This window comes from Streptomyces sp. NPDC001914 (assembly GCF_042891215.1).
In the GTDB taxonomy this organism is placed as follows: Bacteria; Actinomycetota; Actinomycetes; order Streptomycetales; family Streptomycetaceae; genus Streptomyces.
Genome location: NZ_JBIASW010000001.1, coordinates 374473 through 395175, shown reverse-complemented (window position 1 = coordinate 395175; position 20703 = coordinate 374473). Strand labels below are relative to the sequence as shown.

Genomic DNA, 20703 nt, shown 5'->3' with positions numbered 1-20703 from the left:
AAGGTGTGACGGGCGGATGAACTCGCAGTAGGCGATGGCCAGTTCAAGCCGAAGTCTTGTCCGCTCCATGACAAGGTCATCATGCGGATGTCACCCTGCTGTCGACCATTCACGCTTCGTACACGCTCCAGTGGCCCTCATTCACTTCCGCCTCATCCCCTCCACATCGTCCCCTTCCAGCGGACCCTCACGATCCACGCGCCGCCGATCCGCGAGCGCCTTCGTGCGGCAGTCGCCACGGCGCTCCTTCCCGCCCGGCTCTCCACGGACCGGCCGTACCCGACGGCCGGGCCGCCCGGGCCACCCCCCTCGCAGATGGAGATGACCTTGAACCGGCAACACCCCTCCGCCCGGCGGCGCAGACGCGCCGCCGCCCTCGCCCTCACCGCCGCGAGCTCGTTACTGGCGATCGCCGTCCAGCCGGCTCCCGCGTCCGCGGCCCCCGCCGGTCCGCCGACCGCCAAGCCCGCTGCCCGCATCGCCGCAGAACCCCGGTCCGGCGCCCGCCAGGTCCCGCTGTCGCCCGACCGGCGCGCCACGCTGGTCAAGGGCGCGAAGGCGGCGGCGGGTGCCACCGCCGAGCGGATCGGCCTCGGCTCCCGCGAGAAACTCCTCGTCAAGGACGTCGCCCAGGACCGCGACGGCACGACCCACACGCGATACGAGCGCACGTACGCGGGGCTGCCGGTGCTCGGGGGTGATCTGGTCGTGCACCTGAAGGACGGCCGGACCACCGTGTCCGAAGGGAGCCGGGCCGCCCTCACCGTGCCGAGCGTCAGGCCGGCGATATCCGCCGACGCCGCCGCCGCGAAGGCCCTCGCGGTGAGCCGGAAGGCGGCCGTCCAGCGATCCCGGGCCGACGGAGCGCCCCGGCTCGTCGTCTGGGCCGCGGGCACCCGCCCTGTCCTGGCCTGGGAATCCGTGATCGACGGCGTCCAGCGCGACGGCACCCCCAGCGAACTGCACGTCATCACCGACGCGTCCAACGGCAAGACCGCCTCCCGGTACGAGGGCGTCGAGACGGGCACGGGAACGGGCCAGTACGTGGGTGCGGTGCCGCTCTCCACCACGCCGTCCGGATCGTCGTACCAACTGGTCGACGGCGACCGTGCGGGCCATCGCACCTACGACCTCAACCAGGGAACCTCCGGCACCGGAACCCTCTTCACGGACGACAACGATGTCTGGGGCAGCGGCGCCCAGAGTGACCGCCAGACCGCGGGTGTCGACGTCGCCTACGGGGCGGCGGCCACCTGGGACTACTACAAGCAGGTCTTCGGCCGCAACGGCATCCGCAACGACGGGGTCGCCGCCTACAGCCGGGCCCACTACGGCAACAACTACGTCAACGCCTTCTGGCAGGACAGCTGCTTCTGCATGACCTACGGCGACGGCGCGAGCAACACGCACCCCCTGACCGCCCTGGACGTCGCCGCCCACGAGATGAGCCACGGCGTGACCGCCGCCACCGCGGGCCTCACCTACGCGGGAGAGTCCGGCGGTCTCAACGAGGCGACGTCGGACATCTTCGCCGCGGCGGTGGAGTTCCACGAGAACCTCGCGGCCGACGTGCCCGACTACCTGGTCGGCGAGAAGATCGACATCCGCGGCACCGGCGCACCGCTGCGCTACATGGACAAGCCGTCCAAGGACGGTTCCTCCCGCGACTACTGGGACTCCTCGCTCGGCGGCATCGACGTCCACTACTCCTCCGGGCCGGCGAACCACTTCTTCTACCTGCTCTCCGAGGGGAGCGGCGCGAAGACCGTCAACGGGGTGTCGTACGACAGTCCGACCCACGACGGTCTGCCGGTGACCGGCATCGGCATCGAGAACGCTGCCGCGATCTGGTACCGCGCGCTGACGACCTACATGACGTCCTCGACCAACTACGCCGGTGCCAGGGTCGCCACGCTGCGGGCCGCCGGTGACCTCTTCGGGGCCTACAGCCCCACGTATCTCGCCGTCGCCGACGCCTGGGCGGCCATCAACGTCGGCGACCGGATCGCCCTCGGGGTCAACATCGCCCCGGTCGCCGACCAGACCTCCGGGGTCGGCCAGGAGGTCTCCCTCCAGGTGGAGGCGTACACCACCAACACCGGCGCGAGCCTGACCTACACGGCCACCGGGCTGCCCGAGGGCCTGGCCGTCGGTGACACCGGACTGATCTCCGGGACCCCCGTCACCCCGGGGACCAGCGACACGACGGTCACGGTGACGGACAGCACGGGCGCGGCCGTGTCGGTGTCCTTCCACTGGCGGATCGCGTACGTCTACGCCAACAGCACCCGCGTGGACATCCCGGACGTGGGTCCCGCGGTCGAATCGCCCATCACGATCACCGGCCGGCCGGGCAACGCCTCGCCGACCACCGAGGTCTACGTCAACATCGTCCACACCTACCGCGGTGATCTGACGGTCGATCTGGTCGGCCCGGACGGAACCGTGTACTCCCTGCTGAACCGCAGCGGGGGCTCGGCCGACAACGTGGACCAGACGTTCACGGTCGACGCCTCCGCGCAGCCGGTCGACGGCACCTGGAAACTGCGGGTCCGCGACCTCGCGTCGATCGACGTCGGCTACATCCAGCAGTGGAGGATCACGCCCTGACCGGCGTCATCCGGCAACGGAGCAACACGTCCTGATCGAGTACTGAACCCAACCCGTCCGGACCGCCCTCGCGGTCCGGACGGTCCGCTGTCCGCGCCGAATGGCCGCGGGCGTCCCGCCCTCCCCGGGCGACGGACGCCCGCGGCCATTCGGCGTGTTCAAGCCTTGACGGAACCGAACGGCCTCCCGCCCGCCGGTGACGGCCGACGTCCAGGTCGCGAGCCCGGAGCGGCCCGCCAACCTGCGCCCGGCGCACACGAGTTGAAGAAACTCGTGTCGCGGGACTTGCCACCCTGATGGTTCATTACTTAAATCAAAGCGTGAACTAAGAGCGCCGGAAGGCCGGTTCACGGTTCTCCCCTCGAAAGCGGCTGTGTCCTCAGCCGCTCAACAGGTGTGTCCGCTCCGCTCGTCACCCCACCCGCATGGAGTCACGGCATGAAACTCAGAACCCTGGGTGTCGCGCTGGCCGCAATGGCCGCGCTCGTCACCCTGCCCTTGCAGAGACCGGCCGCAGCGGCCGAACTCCCGCTGTCCCAGGGCAAGACGGCCACGTCCTCGTCGGACGAGAACGGGGGCACTCCCGCCGCCAACGCCGTCGACGGCGACACCGGCACCCGATGGTCGTCGGCCGCCACGGACACCCAGTGGCTCCAGGTCGACCTCGGTGCCTCGGCCACGATCACCAAGGTCGCCCTCAACTGGGAGGCCGCGTACGGCAGCGACTACCGCGTCCAGACGTCGCCGGACGGCAGCACCTGGACCGACATCAAGACGGTGACCGGCGGCGACGGCGGAACCGACACCCTCGACGTCTCCGGACAGGGCCGCTACGTACGGATGTACGGCGTCCACCGCGCCACGCAATACGGCTACTCCCTCTGGGAGTTCCAGGTCTTCGGCACCGGCGGCACCAGCACCCCGACCTGCGGCACGGCCAACGCGGCGCAGGGGAAGACGGCCACCGCCTCCTCCACCGAGAACGCGGCGAGCCCCGCCTCGGCCGCCTTCGACGGCAACACCGGAACGCGCTGGTCCAGCGCCTTCTCCGACCCGCAGTGGGTCCAGGTCGACCTGGGCGCCTCCACCGACCTGTGCCGGGTGGACCTCAACTGGGAGGCCGCGTACGGCAGAGCCTTCCAGATCCAGTCCTCCACGGACGGCCAGAACTGGACGATCCTCAAGACGGTCACCGACGGCACCGGGGGCACCGCCTCCTACGACGTCTCCGGCAAGGGCCGTTACGTGCGGATCTACGGGACCACCCGGGGCACCGCGTACGGGTACTCACTGTGGGAGGTCGCCGTCCACACCGGCACCGGAACCAGCACCCCGCCCGTGCAGGGCGGCGGGGACCTCGGGCCCAACGTGATCGTCGTGGACCCCTCGACACCCGATCTGCAGGGCAAGTTCGACCAGGTCTTCGCCCAGCAGGAGTCGAACCAGTTCGGCTCCGCCCGCTACCAGTTCCTGATGAAGCCCGGCACCTACAACAACATCAACGCCCAGGTCGGCTTCTACACCTCGATCTCGGGCCTCGGCCAGAACCCCGACGACGTCCACATCAACGGTGACATCACCGTGGACGCGGGCTGGTTCAACGGCAACGCCACCCAGAACTTCTGGCGTTCGGCCGAGAACCTGTCGATCACCCCCTCCAACGGCACCGACCGCTGGGCCGTGGCACAGGCCGCGCCCTTCCGCCGCATCCACGTGCAGGGCGGTCTCAACCTGGCCCCGAACGGCTACGGCTGGGCCTCCGGCGGCTACATCGCCGACTCCAAGATCGACGGCACGGTCGGCCCGTACTCGCAGCAGCAGTGGTACACCCGTGACAGCTCCGTCGGCGGCTGGACCAACGGCGTCTGGAACATGACCTTCACGGGCGTCCAGGGAGCCCCGGCGACGAACTTCGACTCGGGCCCGTACACCACGCTGGACAACACCCCCGTCTCCCGCGAGAAGCCGTACCTCTACCTGGACGGCAGCACCTACAAGGTGTTCGTGCCCTCCAAGCGCACCAACGCACGCGGTGTCTCGTGGCCCAACACGGCCGGTACGTCGATCCCGCTCGACCAGTTCTACGTCGTCAAGGCCGGCGCGACCGCCGAGACCATCAACGCGGCGCTCGCGCAGGGCCTCAACCTGCTGTTCACGCCGGGTGTCTACCACCTGGACCAGACGATCAACGTGACCCGGGCCAACACCGTCGTCCTGGGCCTCGGCCTCGCGACGATCGTGCCGGACAACGGGATCGACGCGATGCACGTCGCCGACGTCGACGGGGTCAGGCTCGCCGGATTCCTGATCGACGCGGGCCGTTCCAACTCCGGCACCCTGCTCCAGATCGGCCCGTCGGGCTCCTCGGCCGACCACTCCGCCAACCCCACCACGATGCAGGACGTGTTCGTGCGGATCGGCGGCGCGGGCCCCGGCCTCGCCACCAACTCGGTCGTCGTCAACAGCGACGACGTCGTGATCGACCACACCTGGCTGTGGCGCGCCGACCACGGTGAAGGGGTCGGCTGGGACACCAACCGCGCCGACTACGGCCTCGTGGTCAACGGCGACGACGTGCTGGCGACCGGCCTGTTCGTCGAACACTTCAACAAGTACGACGTGCTGTGGAACGGCGAGAACGGGCGCACGATCTTCTTCCAGAACGAGAAGGCGTACGACGTGCCCAACGCCGCCGCCGTCACCCATGACGGCATCGTCGGATACGCGGCCTACAAGGTCGCCGACTCCGTCACCACGCACGAGGCATGGGGCCTGGGAAGCTACTGCAACTTCACCACGGACCCGTCGATCGTCCAGGCGCACGGCTTCCAGGTCCCGGTGAAGACCGGGGTGAAGATGCACGACATCCTGGTGATCTCCCTGGGCGGCAAGGGCCAGTACGCCCACGTCATCAACAACACCGGCTTGCCCACCTCGGGGACGGACACCGTCCCGTCCAAGGTCACGCAGTTCCCGTGATCCCGAAGGGCGCCGGCTGACAGACACACGGGTGCCGGTGCTCCACCCCGCTGCGGGGGAGCGCCGGCACCCTCATCCTGCCCGTGTCGTGCTCACCTCGCCCGTGTCGTGCCGCGAGGCACGTCGAGCCGCGTGTCATGAGGCCGGGCCGCTTCCTGGTCGGGCGGGCCGGCCGGTTCCACCCCGGCGGCGTGCGCGAGGAGACGACGGGCCAGTTCACGCGCTTCGGCGGGGGTGAGCGAGGCCCACACCCCGTGCTCGTCGCCCTGGTCGGGACCCACGTCCAGGGTCACGCGGCCGATCTGCCGGCCCGGCGTGGGGAGCCGCAGCTCCTTCACGAAGATCCTGCGGCCGCACGACGTCACCAGGGGCGACTCGCCCGCCCCGGCCGCCCGTGGTCGCCGCTGCCCGGACTCCGTCATCGCTCTCACGCCTTTCCACGAGCAGAACCGCCGGTGGGTCCACCGCACCGGGTGGAACTCCGCGCTCCGGCATCCGCCGGACTGTTCAGGTCAGCGTCGACCGGTACCGGTTTGTTCCCGGTCTCCGGCGCCGCGCCCCTCCCGCGACCGGGCGCGCGGACGCCCGACCGTCGCGTGAACCTCGAACACGGGGCGGTGTCCCCGGAGTTGACCCACGCCCGACCGGCACGCGGCGGGAGGCGCTCGGCGGGAGGTACTCGGCGGACCGGTCGGCCGAGCGACGGGCGACCGGTCCGTGTCAGCGCCGGCTGGAGCCCTTCGAGCGCAGCGCCCCGAGACGTTCCAGGAGCAGGCCCTCCCGGGTGGACCAGGGGGAGATCTCCACACTCGTGGCCCGGCAGGCCTCCATCAGCGCCTCCGCCACGAGCGCTCCGGCCAGGGACTGGCCGGCCCGGTGACGTGAGATGCCGGGCAGCCGGCCGCGGCCCGCGGCCCCGTTCCTGGCGAGAACGCCCACCGCGGCCCGTACCTCGTCGAGGGTCAGCCGCTGCGGGGCCCGGGAGCGGTCGCGGCCGGCGGTGTAGCGGGCGAGCTGGGTGAAGGTCTTGGAACACGCGAGCACCCGCCCGTCCGGGTCGGCGCGCGGCAGGTCGGGCACCTCGGCGAGACGGTCGCTCAGGTGGTCGCGCACCTCGGTGAGCCGGCGCTTCGAGGACACGGCCTCGTCGAGCTTCCAGGCGCGGGTGACCGTCCGGGCGCCCAGGGGCAGGGAGTGGGTCGTCCGCGGCTTCCTGGACGTTCCGGACGCGACCTCCACGGTTCCGCCGCCGATGTCGAGGACCAGCAGGGAGCCGGGCCGGTCGCCCGCCCAGTGGCGTGCCGCCACATAGGCCAGCCGGGCCTCCTCCTCGCCGGACATCACCCGCAGCCGGGTGCCGGTGGCGCTGGCCACCTGGGCGAGTACCTCGTCGCGATTGGGTGCGTCGCGGATCACCGACGTGGCGAACGCGTAGACCTCCGGCAACGCCTCCCGGTTCTCCGCGAGCGTTTCGGCCACGGCCCGCTGCACGCTGCGTACACCCGACTTGCCCAGCCGTCCCGAGGCGTCCAGCGTCTCGTGCAACTGGAGCCGTACCTTTCGGGACAGCACCTCTTCCATGGCCACCCCGGCGCGGCGCCGTGCCACGGTGAGGAGAGCGCTGTGGCATCCGACGTCCAGTACACCTGCCTGCCGCACTGTGTTAACCACCCGTTCTCCTGCCAAAGGGGATCCATGAACGCACCATTCTCCCGCAAGTAGGACGGGGTGACGCGACACGATTTCGTTTTGGCTCGTCAGGAGCGCGTCAAGGGCTCTTCGGAGGGCCACGGGGGCGCCGGGCGGCCGCTCAAGGGGATTCCGGGCGCGCGATGATGGGCCCGGTGTCGCACCGGTGACGAGAACCGGCGTCAGGTGGTGGAGCGACTCAGGTCGCTGTCCGGCGTGTCGGCCAAGGTCACCACGGCGGTGATCCGTTTGCCGACGGGCTCCCGGTGCACCTCGAAGGCATGGCACACGGCCATGACGATCTCCAGTCCGTGCTGGCCGACGCGGCCCGCCTCGGCGGCGCGCGCCACCGGAAGCGTCGGGTCGGAGTCCCAGACGGTGGCCCGGACGGAACCCTGGTCGACCTCGAGCGACAACAGGCACGGTCCGCCGGCGTACTTGACCGCGTTGGTCACCAGTTCGCTGACGACCAGCGGGACCATGCCCATCACCCGTCCGGAGACGGGCAGTCCGGCGACCGCCTGCACACGCGTCAGGAAGTCGCGGGTGAACGCCCGCGCCTGGGCGATGCACGCGGAGTCACCGTCGTACGCGACTGAGGCCTCGATCAGTGCACCCCGCTGTCCCTGCTGTCCCGCTTCGCTCACCTGCTGGCCCATACGATCCGTCCCGCGTCCACCTCTTCGACGTTCCGCGTCTGCCCCGGAAACCGGGCTTCACTCCAACCGCCCGCGCATTCTTCGGCGGAGCCCGGCACCGGGGCCCTTCCGGCGCCCTCAGGCCTCGGCGACCGTCACGGAGACGGGAGTGCCGGCCTCGATCGTGCGGCTGACCGTGCAGAGCCGGTCGTGCGAGGTCTTCACGGCGCGCGGGAGGATGGCACGGGCGCGGTCGCCCGCCTCTCCCTCGGGGAACGCCACGGAGAACGTGACCGCCAGGTCGGTCATCCGGTTCCCGGACTCGTCGGCGATCTTGTCGCCGGTCACGGTCAGGGTGAACCGCGTGGGCTCCACGTGCCGGGCGGTCGCGACATCGACATCGGCCGCCGTGCACCCCCCGATCGCGGCGAGCAGCAGTTCGACCGGGGTGAACAGCGCCTCCCCGCCGGGTCCGGAACCGGTACCGAAGGCGATCGTCCCGCCCTGTGCGTTCGTCGCGGTGAAGTTACCGGTGGCGGTCCGCTCGACGGTGACGCGGCGCAGAGTGTCGTCAGTCATACCGCCGACCCTAATGTCGCGCCGCGTCGCCCGCCTCGGACGCGCCTTCGGGTCAGTCGGGCGGGTTCGGGCGGACCACGCCGAGGTCGTAGGCGAGGATGACCGCCTGCACGCGGTCGCGGACGCCCACCTTCGACAGCACGCGGCCGACGTGCGTCTTGACCGTCGACTCCGCCACGACGAGCCGCTCGGCGATCTCGCTGTTGCTCCAGCCCTCGCCCATGGCGACGAAGATCTCGTACTCGCGCTCGGTGAGGGCTCGCACACGGGGGTCGTCCGGGGGCACGGCGCTCGACGGGTCGCGCGGGAGGTGCCGGGCGTAGGCGTCCAGGAGACGCCGGGTCAGGGCGGGGGCGATCACCGCGTCGCCCGCGGCGACCGCCCGGATACCGGCGAGCAGTTCCTCCGGATGGGCGTCCTTGAGGAGGAACCCGCTCGCCCCCGCGCGCAGTGCGGCGTAGGCGTACTCGTCCAGGTCGAACGTGGTCAGGATCAGGACCCGGGAGCGGCCGCCGGAGGCGACGACCCGGCGGGTGGCCTCGATGCCGTCCATACCGGGCATCCGTACGTCCATGAGGATCACGTCCGGGCGCAGTTCGGCGGCCCTGCGGACGGCCTCGCCGCCGTGGGAGGCCTCGCCGACGACATCGGTGTCCGGGGTGCTCTCCAGGAGCATGCGAAAGCCGAGCCGCTGCAGCGGCTGGTCGTCGACGATGAGCACGCTGGTCACGCCGCACCGCCCGTGACGGCCGAGGGAGCGGGCCCGGTCCCGGCCGGAGGGGTCGGATCGAGGGTGGCCCGCAGGGTCCATCCGCCGTCGGGTCCCGGCCCCGCGACGACCGTCCCGTCGTAGAGGGCCGCGCGTTCTCTCATGCCGGGGATTCCGTGCCCTTCGTCGTCGTGCGGCCGGGAGTGCACGGCGCCGGTGCCCGCGCCGCTGCCCGGGCCGGTGTCGTGGACGTCGATGCGCAGGAGCGCCTTGTCGACGCCCACCCTCAGATCGACGCGTGTCCCGGGCCCTCCGTGCTTGAGGGCGTTGGTGAGCGCCTCCTGGACGATGCGGTACGCGGCGAGCTGGACGCCGCGGTCCAGGCCGCCCAGGTCGCCGCTGCTGCGGTGCACGACCACCGGGCCGGCCGCCCGGATCCGCTCGCACAGGGCGTCGATGTCCCCGATCCCGGGCTGCGGACTCAACTCCGGCTCGCTGGGAGCCGGGGTCTGCTCGCGCAGGACCCCGAGCATGCGGCGCAGTTCGCCGAGCGCCTGCCGACCGGTGTCACCGATGAGCAGCAGGGCCTGCTTCCCGCGTTCCGGCGCATGGTCGTTCGCGTACGCGCCGCCGTCCGCGAGGGTGATGATGACGGAGAGGTTGTGGCCGACGATGTCGTGCATCTCGCGTGCCACGCGGGCGCGTTCGGCGGCGGCGGCCAGTCTGCTGCGCTGGTCGCGTTCGACCTCCAGCCGGGTCGCGCGGTCCCGCAGGACGGCGAGCTGGCCGCGCCGGATCCGGACGGCGAGACCGAGCGCGACGGCCGCGGTTATCGTGCTGAACAGGAAGAACAGCGCGTCGAGGACATGCACCTCGGACGGCAGACGCAGGGCGACCAGCCCCAGGGCACCGGCCGCGACCGCGCAGGCCACGGGCAGCCGGCGCAGCTCTCCGTGCAGGACCAGGCTGTAGAGGGCGATGAGTACGGCGACGTCGGCGCGCAGCCAGACGCCCAGCGCCAGCTGCAGGATGAGCACGGCGGTGATCACCGAGAAGGCGAGGAAGGGCCGCCTGCGCCGCCAGAGCAGCGGGAGCACCAGTCCCGCCTGAAGCGCGAGCGTTCCCGGCAGGGTCGGCTGGGTGAACTCGGTGTCGAACGGGTGGTGCCGGCCGTCCCCGTCGTGGACGAGGTCCGGCAGGCAGAACAGCAGCGCGACCACGGCCGTCACGGCCGCGTCGAGGATCCAGGGACGCCTGCGGTCGCCCCGCTTGAGCCGGCGTCCCAGACGGGACAGCGCGCGGGCCAGCGGGTGGTTCCACGGCAGTTCCGCCTCCGCGAAGGGCGGCTCGTCGGTTGACGCACGCGGGGCGGTGTCGTCGAGGTTCATGGGAGTCACCGATCCGCGCTCATGGGTCTCACCTGTCCATTGTGGGTCCGGCCGCGGTGTCGCACGCGCCTCCCCTTCTCCCCGTACGGGCACACCTTCCCCCCGTACGGTCGTGGCCGCGAGGTCTCCGCGTACGGGCGCCACCGCGGGTTCCTTCGCGGTGGCGCCCGTACGCGGGGTCGGGTGCGGCGGGCGCGGGGCGGCAGGTGTCAGGCGTCCGTGCGGACGAGACGGTAGGCGGCGCCCGCCAGCGCCAGCACGGTCCAGCCGAGGAAGACCACCAGCCCCGCGGTGGGCGACAGCGAGGACGAGTCGTGGGTCAGCGCGAACATCGACTCGCCCGCGTTGCTCGGCAGGTACGGGCTGATGTCGTCCTGCCACGAGCTGGGCAGCAGCGAGATCAGGCCGGGCACCAGCATCAGCGAGGCGACCAGGACCGAGATGCCGCCGGCGACCGAGCGGAGCACGGCGCCCAGAGCGGTGCCGATGACACCGACCAGACCGAGGTAGAGACCGGCCCCCAGCAGGCTCCGGACCACGCCCGCGTCCGACAGGGAGAGGGCCGCGGGCGTGTCCGAGACGATGCCGCTGTCGATGGTGAACGCGGCGAACACGCCGCCGGTCGCGACGGCCAGGGCGATCAGGCCGAACATCGAGGCCTTGGCCCACAGCACCGGCAGCCGGCGCGGCACGGCGGCCAGCGTGGAGCGGATCATGCCGGTCGAGTACTCACCCGCGGTGATCAGCACGCCCAGCACCCCGAGCGCCAGTTGCGCGAAGTTCGTGCCGAACACCGAGAGGCTGAGCGCGGTCTCCGCGACCTCGCCGCCGCGCATGGGGCGGCCGGAGTTCAGTTCGGACTTGTAGTGCGCGGCCCCGATCACGCCGAACGCGACGAGGAACAGCAGCGCGAGACCGAGCGTGATCCAGGTGGAGCGCAGGGACCACAGCTTCGCCCACTCCGAGCGCAGCACCCGGCGCCCGGTGACCTTGTACACCGGACGGGCCGCCTGCGCGGGTGCGGGGCTGTCGGTGACGGTGACGGTGCTCATGCCGCCCTCCCGGGGGCCTCGACGGTGGCGGTGGCGTTGTACTCGACGGCGTCACGGGTCAGTTCCATGAACGCCTCCTCCAGGGAGACGGTCCGTGAGCCGAGTTCGAACAGGGGGATGCCGTGGTCGGCGGCCTTGCGGCCGATCGCCCGCGCGGACAGGCCCGTCACCTGGAGCTCCTCGCGACCTGCCGCGCCGGTGATCTCGACGCCGGGGCCGGCCAGCACCTCGCGCAGCCGGGCCGCCTGCTCGGAGGCCACGGTGACGGTGTCGCCGCCGGCCCGCTGGACCAGCTCCCGCACGGTGGTGTCCGCCAGCAGACGTCCTCGTCCGACGATGATCAGGTGGTCGGCGACCAGGGCCATCTCACTCATGAGGTGGGAGGAGACGAAGACGGTACGGCCGTCCGCCGCGAGCCCGGTCAGCAGGTTGCGGATCCACAGCACGCCCTCGGGGTCGAGGCCGTTGACCGGTTCGTCGAGCATGATCGTGGCCGGGTCGCCGAGGAGGGCCGCGGCGATGCCGAGGCGCTGGCCCATGCCGAGGGAGAAGGCGCCCGCGCGCTTCCTGGCCACGGACTGCAGGCCGGTCAGCTCGATGACCTCCTCCACCCGGCGGCGCGGAATGCCGTGGGTGTAGGCCTGGGCCATGAGGTGGTCGAACGCGGAACGGCCCGGGTGGATCGACCTGGCCTCCAGCAGCGCGCCGACCTCCTGGAGCGGGGCGCTGTGCCGCGCGTAGTGCTTGCCGTTGACCGTGACGCTGCCGGCGGACGGCGCGTCCAGACCGACGATCATGCGCATGGTGGTCGACTTGCCCGCGCCGTTGGGGCCGAGGAAGCCGGTCACGGTGCCGGGCCTGACGACGAAGTCCAGCCGGTCCACCGCCGTCTTCTCGCCGTACCGCTTCGTCAGCTGATGTGCCTCGATCATCGATGGTCCCTTGCTTTCGGGGGCAGGCCCCCACCTGACTGCTCACCGACCACGCTAGGAGGCCGCGGTCCCGGATCCGTCGTACCTCGGAGCCCGGTCGGGGTGAGGCACGTAGTACCGCGGTATCACTCGGCTACGGCTCCCGGATGACGGGGCGGGGGAGCGCCGGCGCACCGCCGGACGCGGAGCACCCGTGGGTCGCGGAAATGGCAGGGCTGACAATTGACAGATCCGGCGCGTGATGGCGAGGGTGTTCCCCATGCCAGAGAGAACCGAGAAGCCAGGTCTGCGCGAGCGGAAGAAGGAGGAGACCCGGCGCGGACTGCGCGAGGCCGCCGGCCGGCTCTTCGCCGAACACGGCTTCGCGCAGACGACGGTGGCCGACATCGCCGCGGAGGCGAACGTGTCGGAGCGGACCTTCTTCCGCTACTTCGACAGCAAGGAAGCCCTGCTCCTCCCGGACGGGATCGAACTCTTCGCCCGCATAGAGGAAGCCTTCCTGGCGCGGCCGGACACCGACACGCCGCTCGAAGCGGCCTGCGGGGCCATCACGGACGCGGTCTCCTACTTCGCCACCAGCAGCCTGACCGCGCTCGCCCATCCGCTCGGCGAGATCCGCGAACAGGCGCGCGAGGGCCTTTCCCGGCAGTTCCAGCAGTTCGAGGCGCGCCTGACCGCGCTCGTCCTGGAGCGCCTTCCGGCGAACGAGCCGGACGCCGACCTCCGGGCGGCCGTGATCGCCAACTGCGCGCTGGGGGCCGCGCGCGCCGTCCTGCGGACCCTGCGCGACCGCCGTACGGCGGGAGTTCCCGTGGAGCCCGACCGTCTGCTTCCGCAGGCGTTCACCTTCCTGACCATGATCGGAGCCACCTCCTCGTGAACCGCCGCCATCGCCGTCACGTCGTCACCGTCCTGTGCCTGACCGCCGTGGCCGGGGCGGCCGTGGTCACCGACCTCGTCGTCGAGCACAAGGTGCGGGACCGGGTCGCGGAGACCGCCGAGTGCCGTCTCGGCGGGGCCAAGGGGGTGCGGGTCGACCTCGACGACACCCTGGCCGGACTCAAGGCGCTCACCGGTACGGTCGGCGCCGTCCATGTCAGCGCCGAGGGTGTGCGCCGCCAGGGCACCGACATGGACGTCGACGCGCACCTGCGTGACGTGTCGACCGGCGGTGCCACCTCGGGCGGCACCGCCACGGCCACCATCGCCTACGAGGAGCTGGACCGCAGCGGCGGCGTACGGGACGGCGCGGGCGCCGAGGGGCTGAAGACGGGCACGGACGGCACCCGTCTCACCCTCACCGGACCGGCGGGCGGTACGGGTCTGCCCGTCACGGTGGCCACCACCCTGTCCACCACCTCCCGCAGCCTCACCATCACCCCCGCGAGCGTCCTGGTCCTCGGCCGCGAGGTCCCGGTGTCGCAGCTGTCCGCGCTGCCGGGCGCCGGGGGTCTCGCCGCCCGGCTCAAGCCGCGCACCATCGAGATCCGGGAGCTGCCCCGGGGCACCGCGCTCGTCGGCGCCCACGCCGAAAGCGCCGGTCTCGTAATGGACTTCACGGTCGCCCCCAGCGGCGCGAAGCAGGCGGCCAGACCGGCGAACGCGTCGTCCGCGTGCGCATCCGGAAAGGGGCAGGCCGAAAGCTGACGCCCCCGCGCCGGGCTCCGGCCGCCCGCGAGGCGCGGGGCGCCGCCCGTCCCGCGGGCGCGGCGGCCGCGCTCGCGCTGCGCCCGTCCCCGTCGTGTGCGGTGCTGCGTTCGCGCTGCGCCCGTCCCCGTCGTGTGCGGTGCTGCGTTCGCGCTGCGCTCGTTGCGCGGGTGTGGTGGCGGCGTCCGCACTCCGCCGGTCCCCGCCGGGTGCGGTGCCTCGTCCGAGCTCTGCTCGTTTCGCGGGTGCCGTGCCCCGTCCGCGTTCCGCCCGTCCGCGAGGCACAGGGCCTTCAGGAAAATGGCAGAGCTGACAATTGACGGCGCTGTCATCTTCCCGGTTAAGTTGTGGCAGCCCTGTCACTTCTTCTGGAGGCGCGGTGTCCCTTCCCCCTGCCCCGCTGTCCCTGGCGCCGCTTCCCGTCGCCGCCGACCCGTCCGTCCTGCATCGCACGGGCGCCTTCTGCGCCCGGCACGCGATGTGGGTGATCGCCGCCTGGCTGGTGGTGCTGGCGGCCGCGTTCGCCGGCCGGCACGCGGTCGGCGCGACCTTCGGCGACGAGGCCACCCTTCCCGGCAGTCAGGCGGGCATCGGCGCGGACCTGCTGGCGAGGTCCGACCCGGCGGCGGGCGCGCCCGGGGGAAAGGTGGTCTTCCACGTCGGCTCGGGCAGGGTGGCCGACCACGCCGCCGGTCTGGAGGCGACGCTCGGACGGCTCAGCGACCTGCCCCGTGTCACCGCCGTCGCCGCACCGGTGACCAGCGCCGACGGAGCGACCGCGTACGTCGCCGTGTCCTTCGACCGGAAGCTCAAGTCCCTGGGGCACGGCTACACCGAGCGTCTCGACGAGGCGACCGCTCCCGCCCGGGACGCCGGCATCGGCGTGGGCTACGGAGGCGACCTGCACGACATCGTGCGCGCCCCCGCCGACGACGCCACCGCCGAGGCCATCGGCGTCGGCGCCGCGCTGATCGTGCTGCTGCTCGCCTTCGGCAGTGTGGCCGCGGCCCTGATGCCGCTGGTCACCGCCCTGATCGGGGTCGGTGTCGGCCTCGGTGTGGTCGGCATCGTGGCCGGCACGCTCACGTTCGCCACCTCGGCACCCACCCTGGCCACGATGATCGGGCTCGGCGTGGGCATCGACTACGCGCTCTTCCTGATCACGCGCTTCCGTCAGTACCTGATCGACGGGGACGATCCGCTCACGGCGGTCGGCCGCACGACCGCCGTCAGCGGCAAGGCTGTTCTGGTCGCCGCCGGCACGGTGGCCGTGGCCCTGCTCAGCCTGTACGCCTGCGGACTGACCATGATCGGGCGGCTGGGCCTGGCCGCCACGGTCGCGGTGGTCGTCACGGCGGCCGCGGCGCTCACTCTGGTGCCCGCGGCCTTGGGACTCGTGGGCCGCCGGATCGACCTCCTGCGGGTGCGCCGCAGGCCGGTCGCCGAGAGCTCCGGCGACCACGACGGATGGCACCGCTACGCACGCCTGGTCGCCCGGCGCCCGTGGAGGTTCTTCACCGCCGGACTCGCCGTCGTCGCCCTGTGCGCGATACCGCTGTTCTCGGTGCGCCTCGGGCACATCGACGACGGCGCGGACCCGGCGGGCAGCACCACCCGCGACGCCTACGACTGGATCGCGGACGCCGAAGGCCCCGGCTTCGGGCCGGGAGCCAACGGGCCCTTCACCCTCGTCGTCGACCTCACCCACGCGACGGTGTCCGCCGACCGGGTGGCGCACCTGGTCACCGACGGACTGACGAGGACGGACGGCGTCGCCCGCGTCGCACCCGCGCGCCCCAGCCCGGACGGCAAGGTTCTCGTCACCACCGTCGTCCCCTCCACAGGCCCCCAATCGGCCGCCACGGGAGCCCTGTTCGTCACGCTCACCGACACCGCCCTGCCCGGTGCGCTCGAAGGCACCGGCACGACGGGGCACTTGACCGGCAGCACCGCGGGCCAGCTCGAGTTCCGCGACACCGTCACCGAACGGCTGCCCCTGATCATCGGCATCGTGCTGGTCGCCGCGTTCGTGCTGCTGACGGCCGTCTTCCGCAGCCTGGTGATCCCCCTCAAGGCGGTCGCCCTGAACCTGCTCACGACCGCCGCGTCGTACGGCGTCCTGGTCGCCGTCTTCCAATGGGGCTGGGGCGACGGCCTGCTGGGCCTGGGCGAGCCCGTGCCGATCGAGTCCTACGTCCCGATGATGATGTTCGCCATCGTCTTCGGGCTGTCGATGGACTACGAGATCTTCCTGCTCTCGCGCATGGCCGAGGAATGGCACGCGACCGGTGACAACGAGAGGTCGGTCGGCACCGGTCTCTCGCTCACCGGCCGGGTCATCACCTGTGCCGCGCTCATCATGACGGCTGTGTTCCTGTCGTTCACCGGATCACCGGCCGTCGTGGTGAAGATGCTCGCCCTCGGCCTCGCCGTCAGTGTCGTCCTGGACGCCACCGTCGTACGCCTCGTCCTGGTGCCGTCCCTCATGTTCCTGATGGGGCGGGCCAATTGGTGGCTGCCGGGATGGCTGGACCGCCGTCTGCCGCGCTGGACCGTCTGATGCCGTGGGGACGGGGGACTCGGGGAGACCCGGCGGCTCGGTTCCGGGGGAGGGGACCCGGTCAGGCGCCCACGGCGTCCCGCTCGACGAGGCTCGCGGCGCAGTCCAGCACCGTCTCGCGTGTGGGGCGCGGCTGCCAGCCGAGGACGCGGCGGGCCTTCTCGGTGCTGTGCCGGTTGCGCCGCCCGAGACTCGGAGTGATCTCGCGCAACGACGGCTCCTTGAACCGGGCCAGCAGGCGCACGGCGAGGTCGGGGATCTGACGGGTCGACACTCGGCCTCCTGCTTCGCCGAGTTCGTCCCGCAGGACGCGCGCCATCTCCGTCATCCACATGAACTCGCCGGTGGCCAGGAAGCGTTGGCCGCCGGCCTGTGGTGAGGTCATGGCCCGGATGTGGACGTCGACGAGATCGCGCACGTCCACGATCTCCAGCCCGATCCTCGGGACCCCGCGCATACGCCCGGCGAGCATCCGCGCGACGATGCCGACGGACCCGAGGTTCTCCGTCGTGAGGACCGGGCCGAACACCGCTCCCGGAAGCACGGTGGTCAGTTCGGTCGGGCCGTCGTGGCCGGCCATGAAGTCCCAGGCCGCGCGCTCGGCCAGTGTCTTCGAGCGGCGGTAGGGGATCAGGGTCGGGTCGTCGGGATCCGTCCACAGCGTCTCGTCGGTCACGCCTTCCGTCGCGTAGGACGAGGGGCTCGCCGCGTTCGCCGCCGAGGTCATCACGACCCGTTTCACGCCGGCCGAGGCCGCCGCGCGCAGCACTCGCAGCGCCCCGTCGCGGGCGGGGGCGATCAGGGACCGCGGATCGCCCCCGGCCGTCATCCCGAGGGGGGACGCCACGTGCAGGACGCGGTCGACGTCCTTCAGTGCCGCGTCCCAGCCCTCGTCGGCGGTGAGGTCGGCGACGGCGAAGGAGAGCCGGCCCGCCGGGTCGACGACGCCGGACACCGCTTCGGTGACGCTCCGCGCCTTCTCCGGGCTCCGCGCGGTCGCGCGGACGTCGTAGCCCCGTTCCAGGAGCCCCGCGACGCATCAGCCGGCGATGTATCCGCTGCCTCCGGTGACCAGAACCAGCTCGGTCATGATGTGTCCTCCACTGCGTGGACGATGATGTGGGAGAATGAAACGGAGGGCCCTCCGGTAAGTACTCACGAAGCTACCGGAGGGGTCTCCGTTTATCAATTCGTACGGGACGGACGGCCACTGCCTGTGAACGCGCAGCACACGAAGCCGACCCGCAGGGACGCGGTCGGCAACCGGGAGCGGATCCTCGTGGTGGCCCGCGAGGCGCTGGCCGAGTCGAGTGCCGCCTCGCTCACCGCCATCGCCAAGAAGGCGGGTGTCGGCATCGGCACGCTCTACCGCCACTTCCCGAATCGGGAAGCGCTGATCGTCGAGCTGTACCGGCACGACATCCAGCACCTCATCGACCTCGCGCCGGCGCTCGTGGCCTCGCATCCGCCGCTGGATGCCCTGCGGCGGTGGTTCGACGAGGTCGCCCGCTACGGCCGACTGAAGTTCGGCGTGGCGGAGGTCATCCACGCCGCGGCCGACCGCGGCCTCGACGACGAGTACTACGACCCCTTCCTCGGAGCCATCGCCGTGCTCCTCGACGCCGGGGCCGCCGACGGCACACTGAAGGACGGTCTGGACCCCGAGGACGTCCTGCTGCAGCTCAGCGTGCTGTGGAGGATCGACCCGGCCCGCGGAGGCGAGGTGCGCGCGGCGCGCATCCTCGACCTGATCGTCGACGGCCTGCGCAGGCCGGGGCCCGGACCGGCGGCCTGACCGCCTCGGACCTGTCCGCGGCCGCCCGGTCCCGCCTTGTTCGTGGGCCGGCCGCTCCCGCCCTGTCCATGGGGCGGCCGCTCCCGCCTGGCCCGACCGTTATCATCCGATAGTGGCGTTTTCTTAAGGTTTCTCTCATCTGTGGCGTTTCCTCCGGGGTGGTCGATGTCCCGCAAGCTGCCGACGGGCGACGACGACGAGCTGCTCGCCCGGCTCGGATCGCTGACCGCCCAGGCACGTGAACGCGCCGAGTTCCAGCGCTCGCAGGTCGAACTGGCCATCGCGCTGCAACGCGGCATGCTTCCGGGGGACATGCCCTCCGCGCCCGGATTCGACGTGGCCGTCCAGTACGCACCCGCCTGCTACGGCCTCAACGTGGGCGGCGACTGGTACGACGCCTTCCGGCTGCCCGACGGGCGCATCGGCCTGTCCATCGGCGACGTACAGGGCCACAACATCGAGGCCGCCGCGTTCATGGGGCAGGTCAGGGTCGGCCTGCGCGCCCTTGCCTCGGTGACCGGCGACCCGGGGGAACTCCTCACCCGGACCAACGACCTCATCCTGTCCATCGGCGCCGACCTCTTCGCCACCTGCACCTTCATGCGGCTCGACCCGGCCACCGGCGTACTGGAGAGCGCCCGGGCCGGGCACATACCGTGCGTCTGGGCGTCGGCGGACGGCTACTCCGGCATCACGGAGGACGAGGGCGGGCCACCGCTCGGCATCGAGGCCGGGATGCCGTACCCGGTGACCCGGCACCTCCTCACCACCGGCGGAGTCTTCGTCCTGCTCACCGACGGCGTCGTCGAGGGCCCCTCCATGAGCGTGGACGAGGGGCTCGACCAGGTCGTACGGCTCGCGGGGGTCGCCGCCGTCGCGGGACTGTCGGCCGGCTCACTGGCCGCCCGCGTCATCAAGGGCGCCGAGCGCGTGGGACACGAGGACGACGCGGCCGTCCTCGTGGTCCGCCACGGCGCGCCCACCGTCCCGCTCCGGTGACACGGCCGGCGTCCGGCCCCACGTGACGGGGCCGTCGCCCCTCTTTCCCGACGCGCCCGCCGTCGCACCCGGTACGCGGGCGCTCGCCTCGCCGACGGGCCCCCGGCGGTGTCTGATGGCCCTGTGGTGGCTACAGAGGAGATGCGCCGGACGGCCGTCTTCGCCCTTGAGACGCTGGTGATCGCCGCCTGCTACTACGGAGCAGGGCGGCTGGGACTCATGCGGCGGCTCACCGTCGAAGGAGCGGTGTTCACACCCATCTGGCCGCCCACCGGCGTCGCCGTCGCCGCCCTGCTGCTCATCGGGATCCGGGCGTGGCTCGGGATCGCGATCGGGGCCTTCCTGGTCGTCCTGTCCCTCTCCTCGTTCGCCACGCTCCAGCCCTCCGTGGCGGGCATCGTCGCGGGCAACACCGTCGCCCCGGTCTGCGCCCTTCTCCTGCTGCGCTGGGTGGGCTTCCGCAGCGACCTCAGCCGGCTGCGCGACGGCCTCGCCCTGGTGTTCCTGGCCGCGCTGGCCGCCATGACGATCAGCGCGACCGTGGACGTCGGTCTGCTGGTGGTCACGGACAAACTCGCCCTGGGCGGCTTCTGGCCGGTCTGGCTGGCGTGGTGGGTGGGGGACGCGATGGGAGTCCTGATCGTCACCCCGCTCCTGCTGATGGTGTACGCCCTGCGCGTCCCGGTGAACCTGACGCGCTGGAAGGAGGCCGTCGTGCTCGTGATCGCGGCCGGCGCCCTGGTTCCGATCGCCACGCGCAGCTCCATCAGCCTGCTGTTCCTCGTCTATCCGCTGCTCATCTGGGCTGCGCTGCGCTTCGAGCTGCCGGGGAGCCTGGCCTGCGCCCTCTTCGCCTCCGTCATGGCCACCGTCGCGGCGACGGAGGACGTCGGCTCCTTCCACGAGCTGAGTCATACGGAGGTCATGATCAAACTGCAGGCGTTCAACGGAACCATGGCCCTGACGGCGCTCCTCCTGTCCGCCGTGATCACCGAACAGCGCAACACCAGACGCTCCGTGGAGATGGCCTGCCAGGAACTGGTGCAGGTCCTGGAGCATCTGACCGCCGGGAACCCAACACCCAGGCCGCCTCCGGCGGAGGAGGACGGCCACGCCTGACGGCGAG

17 protein-coding genes are annotated in these 20703 nt (G+C 71.7%); 8 read left to right on the top strand and 9 right to left on the bottom strand.

Annotated elements, in window-relative coordinates; genetic code table 11:
- Nucleotides 1–321 precede the first annotated feature (321 nt).
- Nucleotides 322–2610, top strand: coding sequence for a M4 family metallopeptidase (locus ACFYYF_RS01780; RefSeq protein WP_388770267.1), 2289 nt, complete (start codon nucleotides 322–324; stop codon nucleotides 2608–2610).
- Nucleotides 2611–3048: 438 nt separating this feature from the next.
- A complete protein-coding gene (locus ACFYYF_RS01775; protein ID WP_388770265.1) occupies nucleotides 3049–5589 on the top strand; it encodes a discoidin domain-containing protein in 2541 nt (846 codons plus the stop codon).
- Between the two features lie 92 nt (nucleotides 5590–5681).
- Here ACFYYF_RS01775 and ACFYYF_RS01770 read toward each other — a convergent pair whose 3' ends face one another.
- The 8 genes from ACFYYF_RS01770 to ACFYYF_RS01735 all read right to left on the bottom strand — a co-directional run bounded on the left by ACFYYF_RS01770 (nucleotide 5682) and on the right by ACFYYF_RS01735 (nucleotide 12576).
- On the bottom strand, nucleotides 5682–6011 hold the full coding sequence (locus tag ACFYYF_RS01770) for a hypothetical protein (RefSeq protein WP_388770263.1): 330 nt from the start codon (nucleotides 6009–6011) through the stop codon (nucleotides 5682–5684).
- 298 nt (nucleotides 6012–6309) lie between these two features.
- The gene (locus ACFYYF_RS01765; protein WP_388770261.1) at nucleotides 6310–7260 is read right to left on the bottom strand and encodes a Ppx/GppA phosphatase family protein; all 951 of its coding nucleotides are present in this window, start codon (nucleotides 7258–7260) and stop codon (nucleotides 6310–6312) included.
- A gap of 200 nt (nucleotides 7261–7460) precedes the next feature.
- Nucleotides 7461–7937 (bottom strand): ATP-binding protein, encoded by a 477-nt coding sequence (locus ACFYYF_RS01760; RefSeq protein ID WP_388770258.1) that lies wholly within the window; start codon nucleotides 7935–7937, stop codon nucleotides 7461–7463.
- 117 nt (nucleotides 7938–8054) lie between these two features.
- Nucleotides 8055–8495: an OsmC family protein gene (locus ACFYYF_RS01755; RefSeq protein ID WP_388770256.1), complete on the bottom strand. Its 441-nt coding sequence runs from the start codon at nucleotides 8493–8495 to the stop codon at nucleotides 8055–8057.
- Between the two features lie 52 nt (nucleotides 8496–8547).
- Nucleotides 8548–9225, bottom strand: coding sequence for a response regulator transcription factor (locus tag ACFYYF_RS01750; protein ID WP_365494659.1), 678 nt, complete (start codon nucleotides 9223–9225; stop codon nucleotides 8548–8550).
- Entirely contained in the window at nucleotides 9222–10592 is a 1371-nt protein-coding gene (locus ACFYYF_RS01745) for a histidine kinase (RefSeq protein WP_361689924.1), read from the bottom strand. The genes ACFYYF_RS01750 and ACFYYF_RS01745 overlap by 4 nt, the downstream gene beginning before the upstream one ends.
- A 209-nt stretch (nucleotides 10593–10801) precedes the next feature.
- The gene (locus ACFYYF_RS01740; protein WP_388770253.1) at nucleotides 10802–11644 is read right to left on the bottom strand and encodes an ABC transporter permease; all 843 of its coding nucleotides are present in this window, start codon (nucleotides 11642–11644) and stop codon (nucleotides 10802–10804) included.
- Nucleotides 11641–12576 carry an ABC transporter ATP-binding protein gene (locus ACFYYF_RS01735; RefSeq protein WP_388770250.1) on the bottom strand — a complete coding sequence of 312 codons (936 nt, stop codon included), beginning with the start codon at nucleotides 12574–12576 and terminating at the stop codon, nucleotides 11641–11643. The genes ACFYYF_RS01740 and ACFYYF_RS01735 overlap by 4 nt, the downstream gene beginning before the upstream one ends.
- A 259-nt stretch (nucleotides 12577–12835) precedes the next feature.
- Between ACFYYF_RS01735 and ACFYYF_RS01730 the strand changes: the two genes are divergently transcribed.
- The 3 genes from ACFYYF_RS01730 to ACFYYF_RS01720 all read left to right on the top strand — a co-directional run bounded on the left by ACFYYF_RS01730 (nucleotide 12836) and on the right by ACFYYF_RS01720 (nucleotide 16783).
- Nucleotides 12836–13456 (top strand): TetR family transcriptional regulator, encoded by a 621-nt coding sequence (locus tag ACFYYF_RS01730; protein WP_361689933.1) that lies wholly within the window; start codon nucleotides 12836–12838, stop codon nucleotides 13454–13456.
- Entirely contained in the window at nucleotides 13453–14223 is a 771-nt protein-coding gene (locus ACFYYF_RS01725) for an LmeA family phospholipid-binding protein (RefSeq protein ID WP_388770246.1), read from the top strand. The genes ACFYYF_RS01730 and ACFYYF_RS01725 overlap by 4 nt, the downstream gene beginning before the upstream one ends.
- Nucleotides 14224–14602: 379 nt before the next feature.
- Complete coding sequence (locus ACFYYF_RS01720) at nucleotides 14603–16783, top strand: MMPL family transporter (RefSeq protein WP_388770243.1); 2181 nt, start codon at nucleotides 14603–14605, stop codon at nucleotides 16781–16783.
- A 61-nt stretch (nucleotides 16784–16844) separates the two neighbouring features.
- Here ACFYYF_RS01720 and ACFYYF_RS01715 read toward each other — a convergent pair whose 3' ends face one another.
- Nucleotides 16845–17807 carry an NAD-dependent epimerase/dehydratase family protein gene (locus ACFYYF_RS01715; protein WP_388771515.1) on the bottom strand — a complete coding sequence of 321 codons (963 nt, stop codon included), beginning with the start codon at nucleotides 17805–17807 and terminating at the stop codon, nucleotides 16845–16847.
- A 192-nt stretch (nucleotides 17808–17999) separates the two neighbouring features.
- Here ACFYYF_RS01715 and ACFYYF_RS01710 point away from each other — a divergent pair, with 192 nt between their 5' ends.
- The 3 genes from ACFYYF_RS01710 to ACFYYF_RS01700 all read left to right on the top strand — a co-directional run bounded on the left by ACFYYF_RS01710 (nucleotide 18000) and on the right by ACFYYF_RS01700 (nucleotide 20696).
- Nucleotides 18000–18578: a TetR/AcrR family transcriptional regulator gene (locus ACFYYF_RS01710; RefSeq protein ID WP_388770240.1), complete on the top strand. Its 579-nt coding sequence runs from the start codon at nucleotides 18000–18002 to the stop codon at nucleotides 18576–18578.
- Between the two features lie 165 nt (nucleotides 18579–18743).
- Nucleotides 18744–19577: a PP2C family protein-serine/threonine phosphatase gene (locus tag ACFYYF_RS01705; protein WP_361689947.1), complete on the top strand. Its 834-nt coding sequence runs from the start codon at nucleotides 18744–18746 to the stop codon at nucleotides 19575–19577.
- A gap of 123 nt (nucleotides 19578–19700) precedes the next feature.
- A complete protein-coding gene (locus ACFYYF_RS01700; RefSeq protein WP_388770238.1) occupies nucleotides 19701–20696 on the top strand; it encodes an MASE1 domain-containing protein in 996 nt (331 codons plus the stop codon).
- Nucleotides 20697–20703 lie beyond the last annotated feature (7 nt).

Bases quoted from the DNA above. Each gene is read 5' to 3' on its own strand.
- ACFYYF_RS01755 (WP_388770256.1), bottom strand. From the start codon at position 8,495: ATGACTGACGACACTCTGCGCCGCGTCACCGTCGAGCGGACCGCCACC.
- ACFYYF_RS01775 (WP_388770265.1), top strand. From the start codon at position 3,049: ATGAAACTCAGAACCCTGGGTGTCGCGCTGGCCGCAATGGCCGCGCTC.
- ACFYYF_RS01740 (WP_388770253.1), bottom strand. From the start codon at position 11,644: ATGAGCACCGTCACCGTCACCGACAGCCCCGCACCCGCGCAGGCGGCC.
- ACFYYF_RS01730 (WP_361689933.1), top strand. From the start codon at position 12,836: ATGCCAGAGAGAACCGAGAAGCCAGGTCTGCGCGAGCGGAAGAAGGAG.
- ACFYYF_RS01745 (WP_361689924.1), bottom strand. From the start codon at position 10,592: ATGAACCTCGACGACACCGCCCCGCGTGCGTCAACCGACGAGCCGCCC.
- ACFYYF_RS01705 (WP_361689947.1), top strand. From the start codon at position 18,744: ATGTCCCGCAAGCTGCCGACGGGCGACGACGACGAGCTGCTCGCCCGG.
- ACFYYF_RS01760 (WP_388770258.1), bottom strand. From the start codon at position 7,937: ATGGGCCAGCAGGTGAGCGAAGCGGGACAGCAGGGACAGCGGGGTGCA.
- ACFYYF_RS01780 (WP_388770267.1), top strand. From the start codon at position 322: ATGACCTTGAACCGGCAACACCCCTCCGCCCGGCGGCGCAGACGCGCC.
- ACFYYF_RS01770 (WP_388770263.1), bottom strand. From the start codon at position 6,011: ATGACGGAGTCCGGGCAGCGGCGACCACGGGCGGCCGGGGCGGGCGAG.
- ACFYYF_RS01735 (WP_388770250.1), bottom strand. From the start codon at position 12,576: ATGATCGAGGCACATCAGCTGACGAAGCGGTACGGCGAGAAGACGGCG.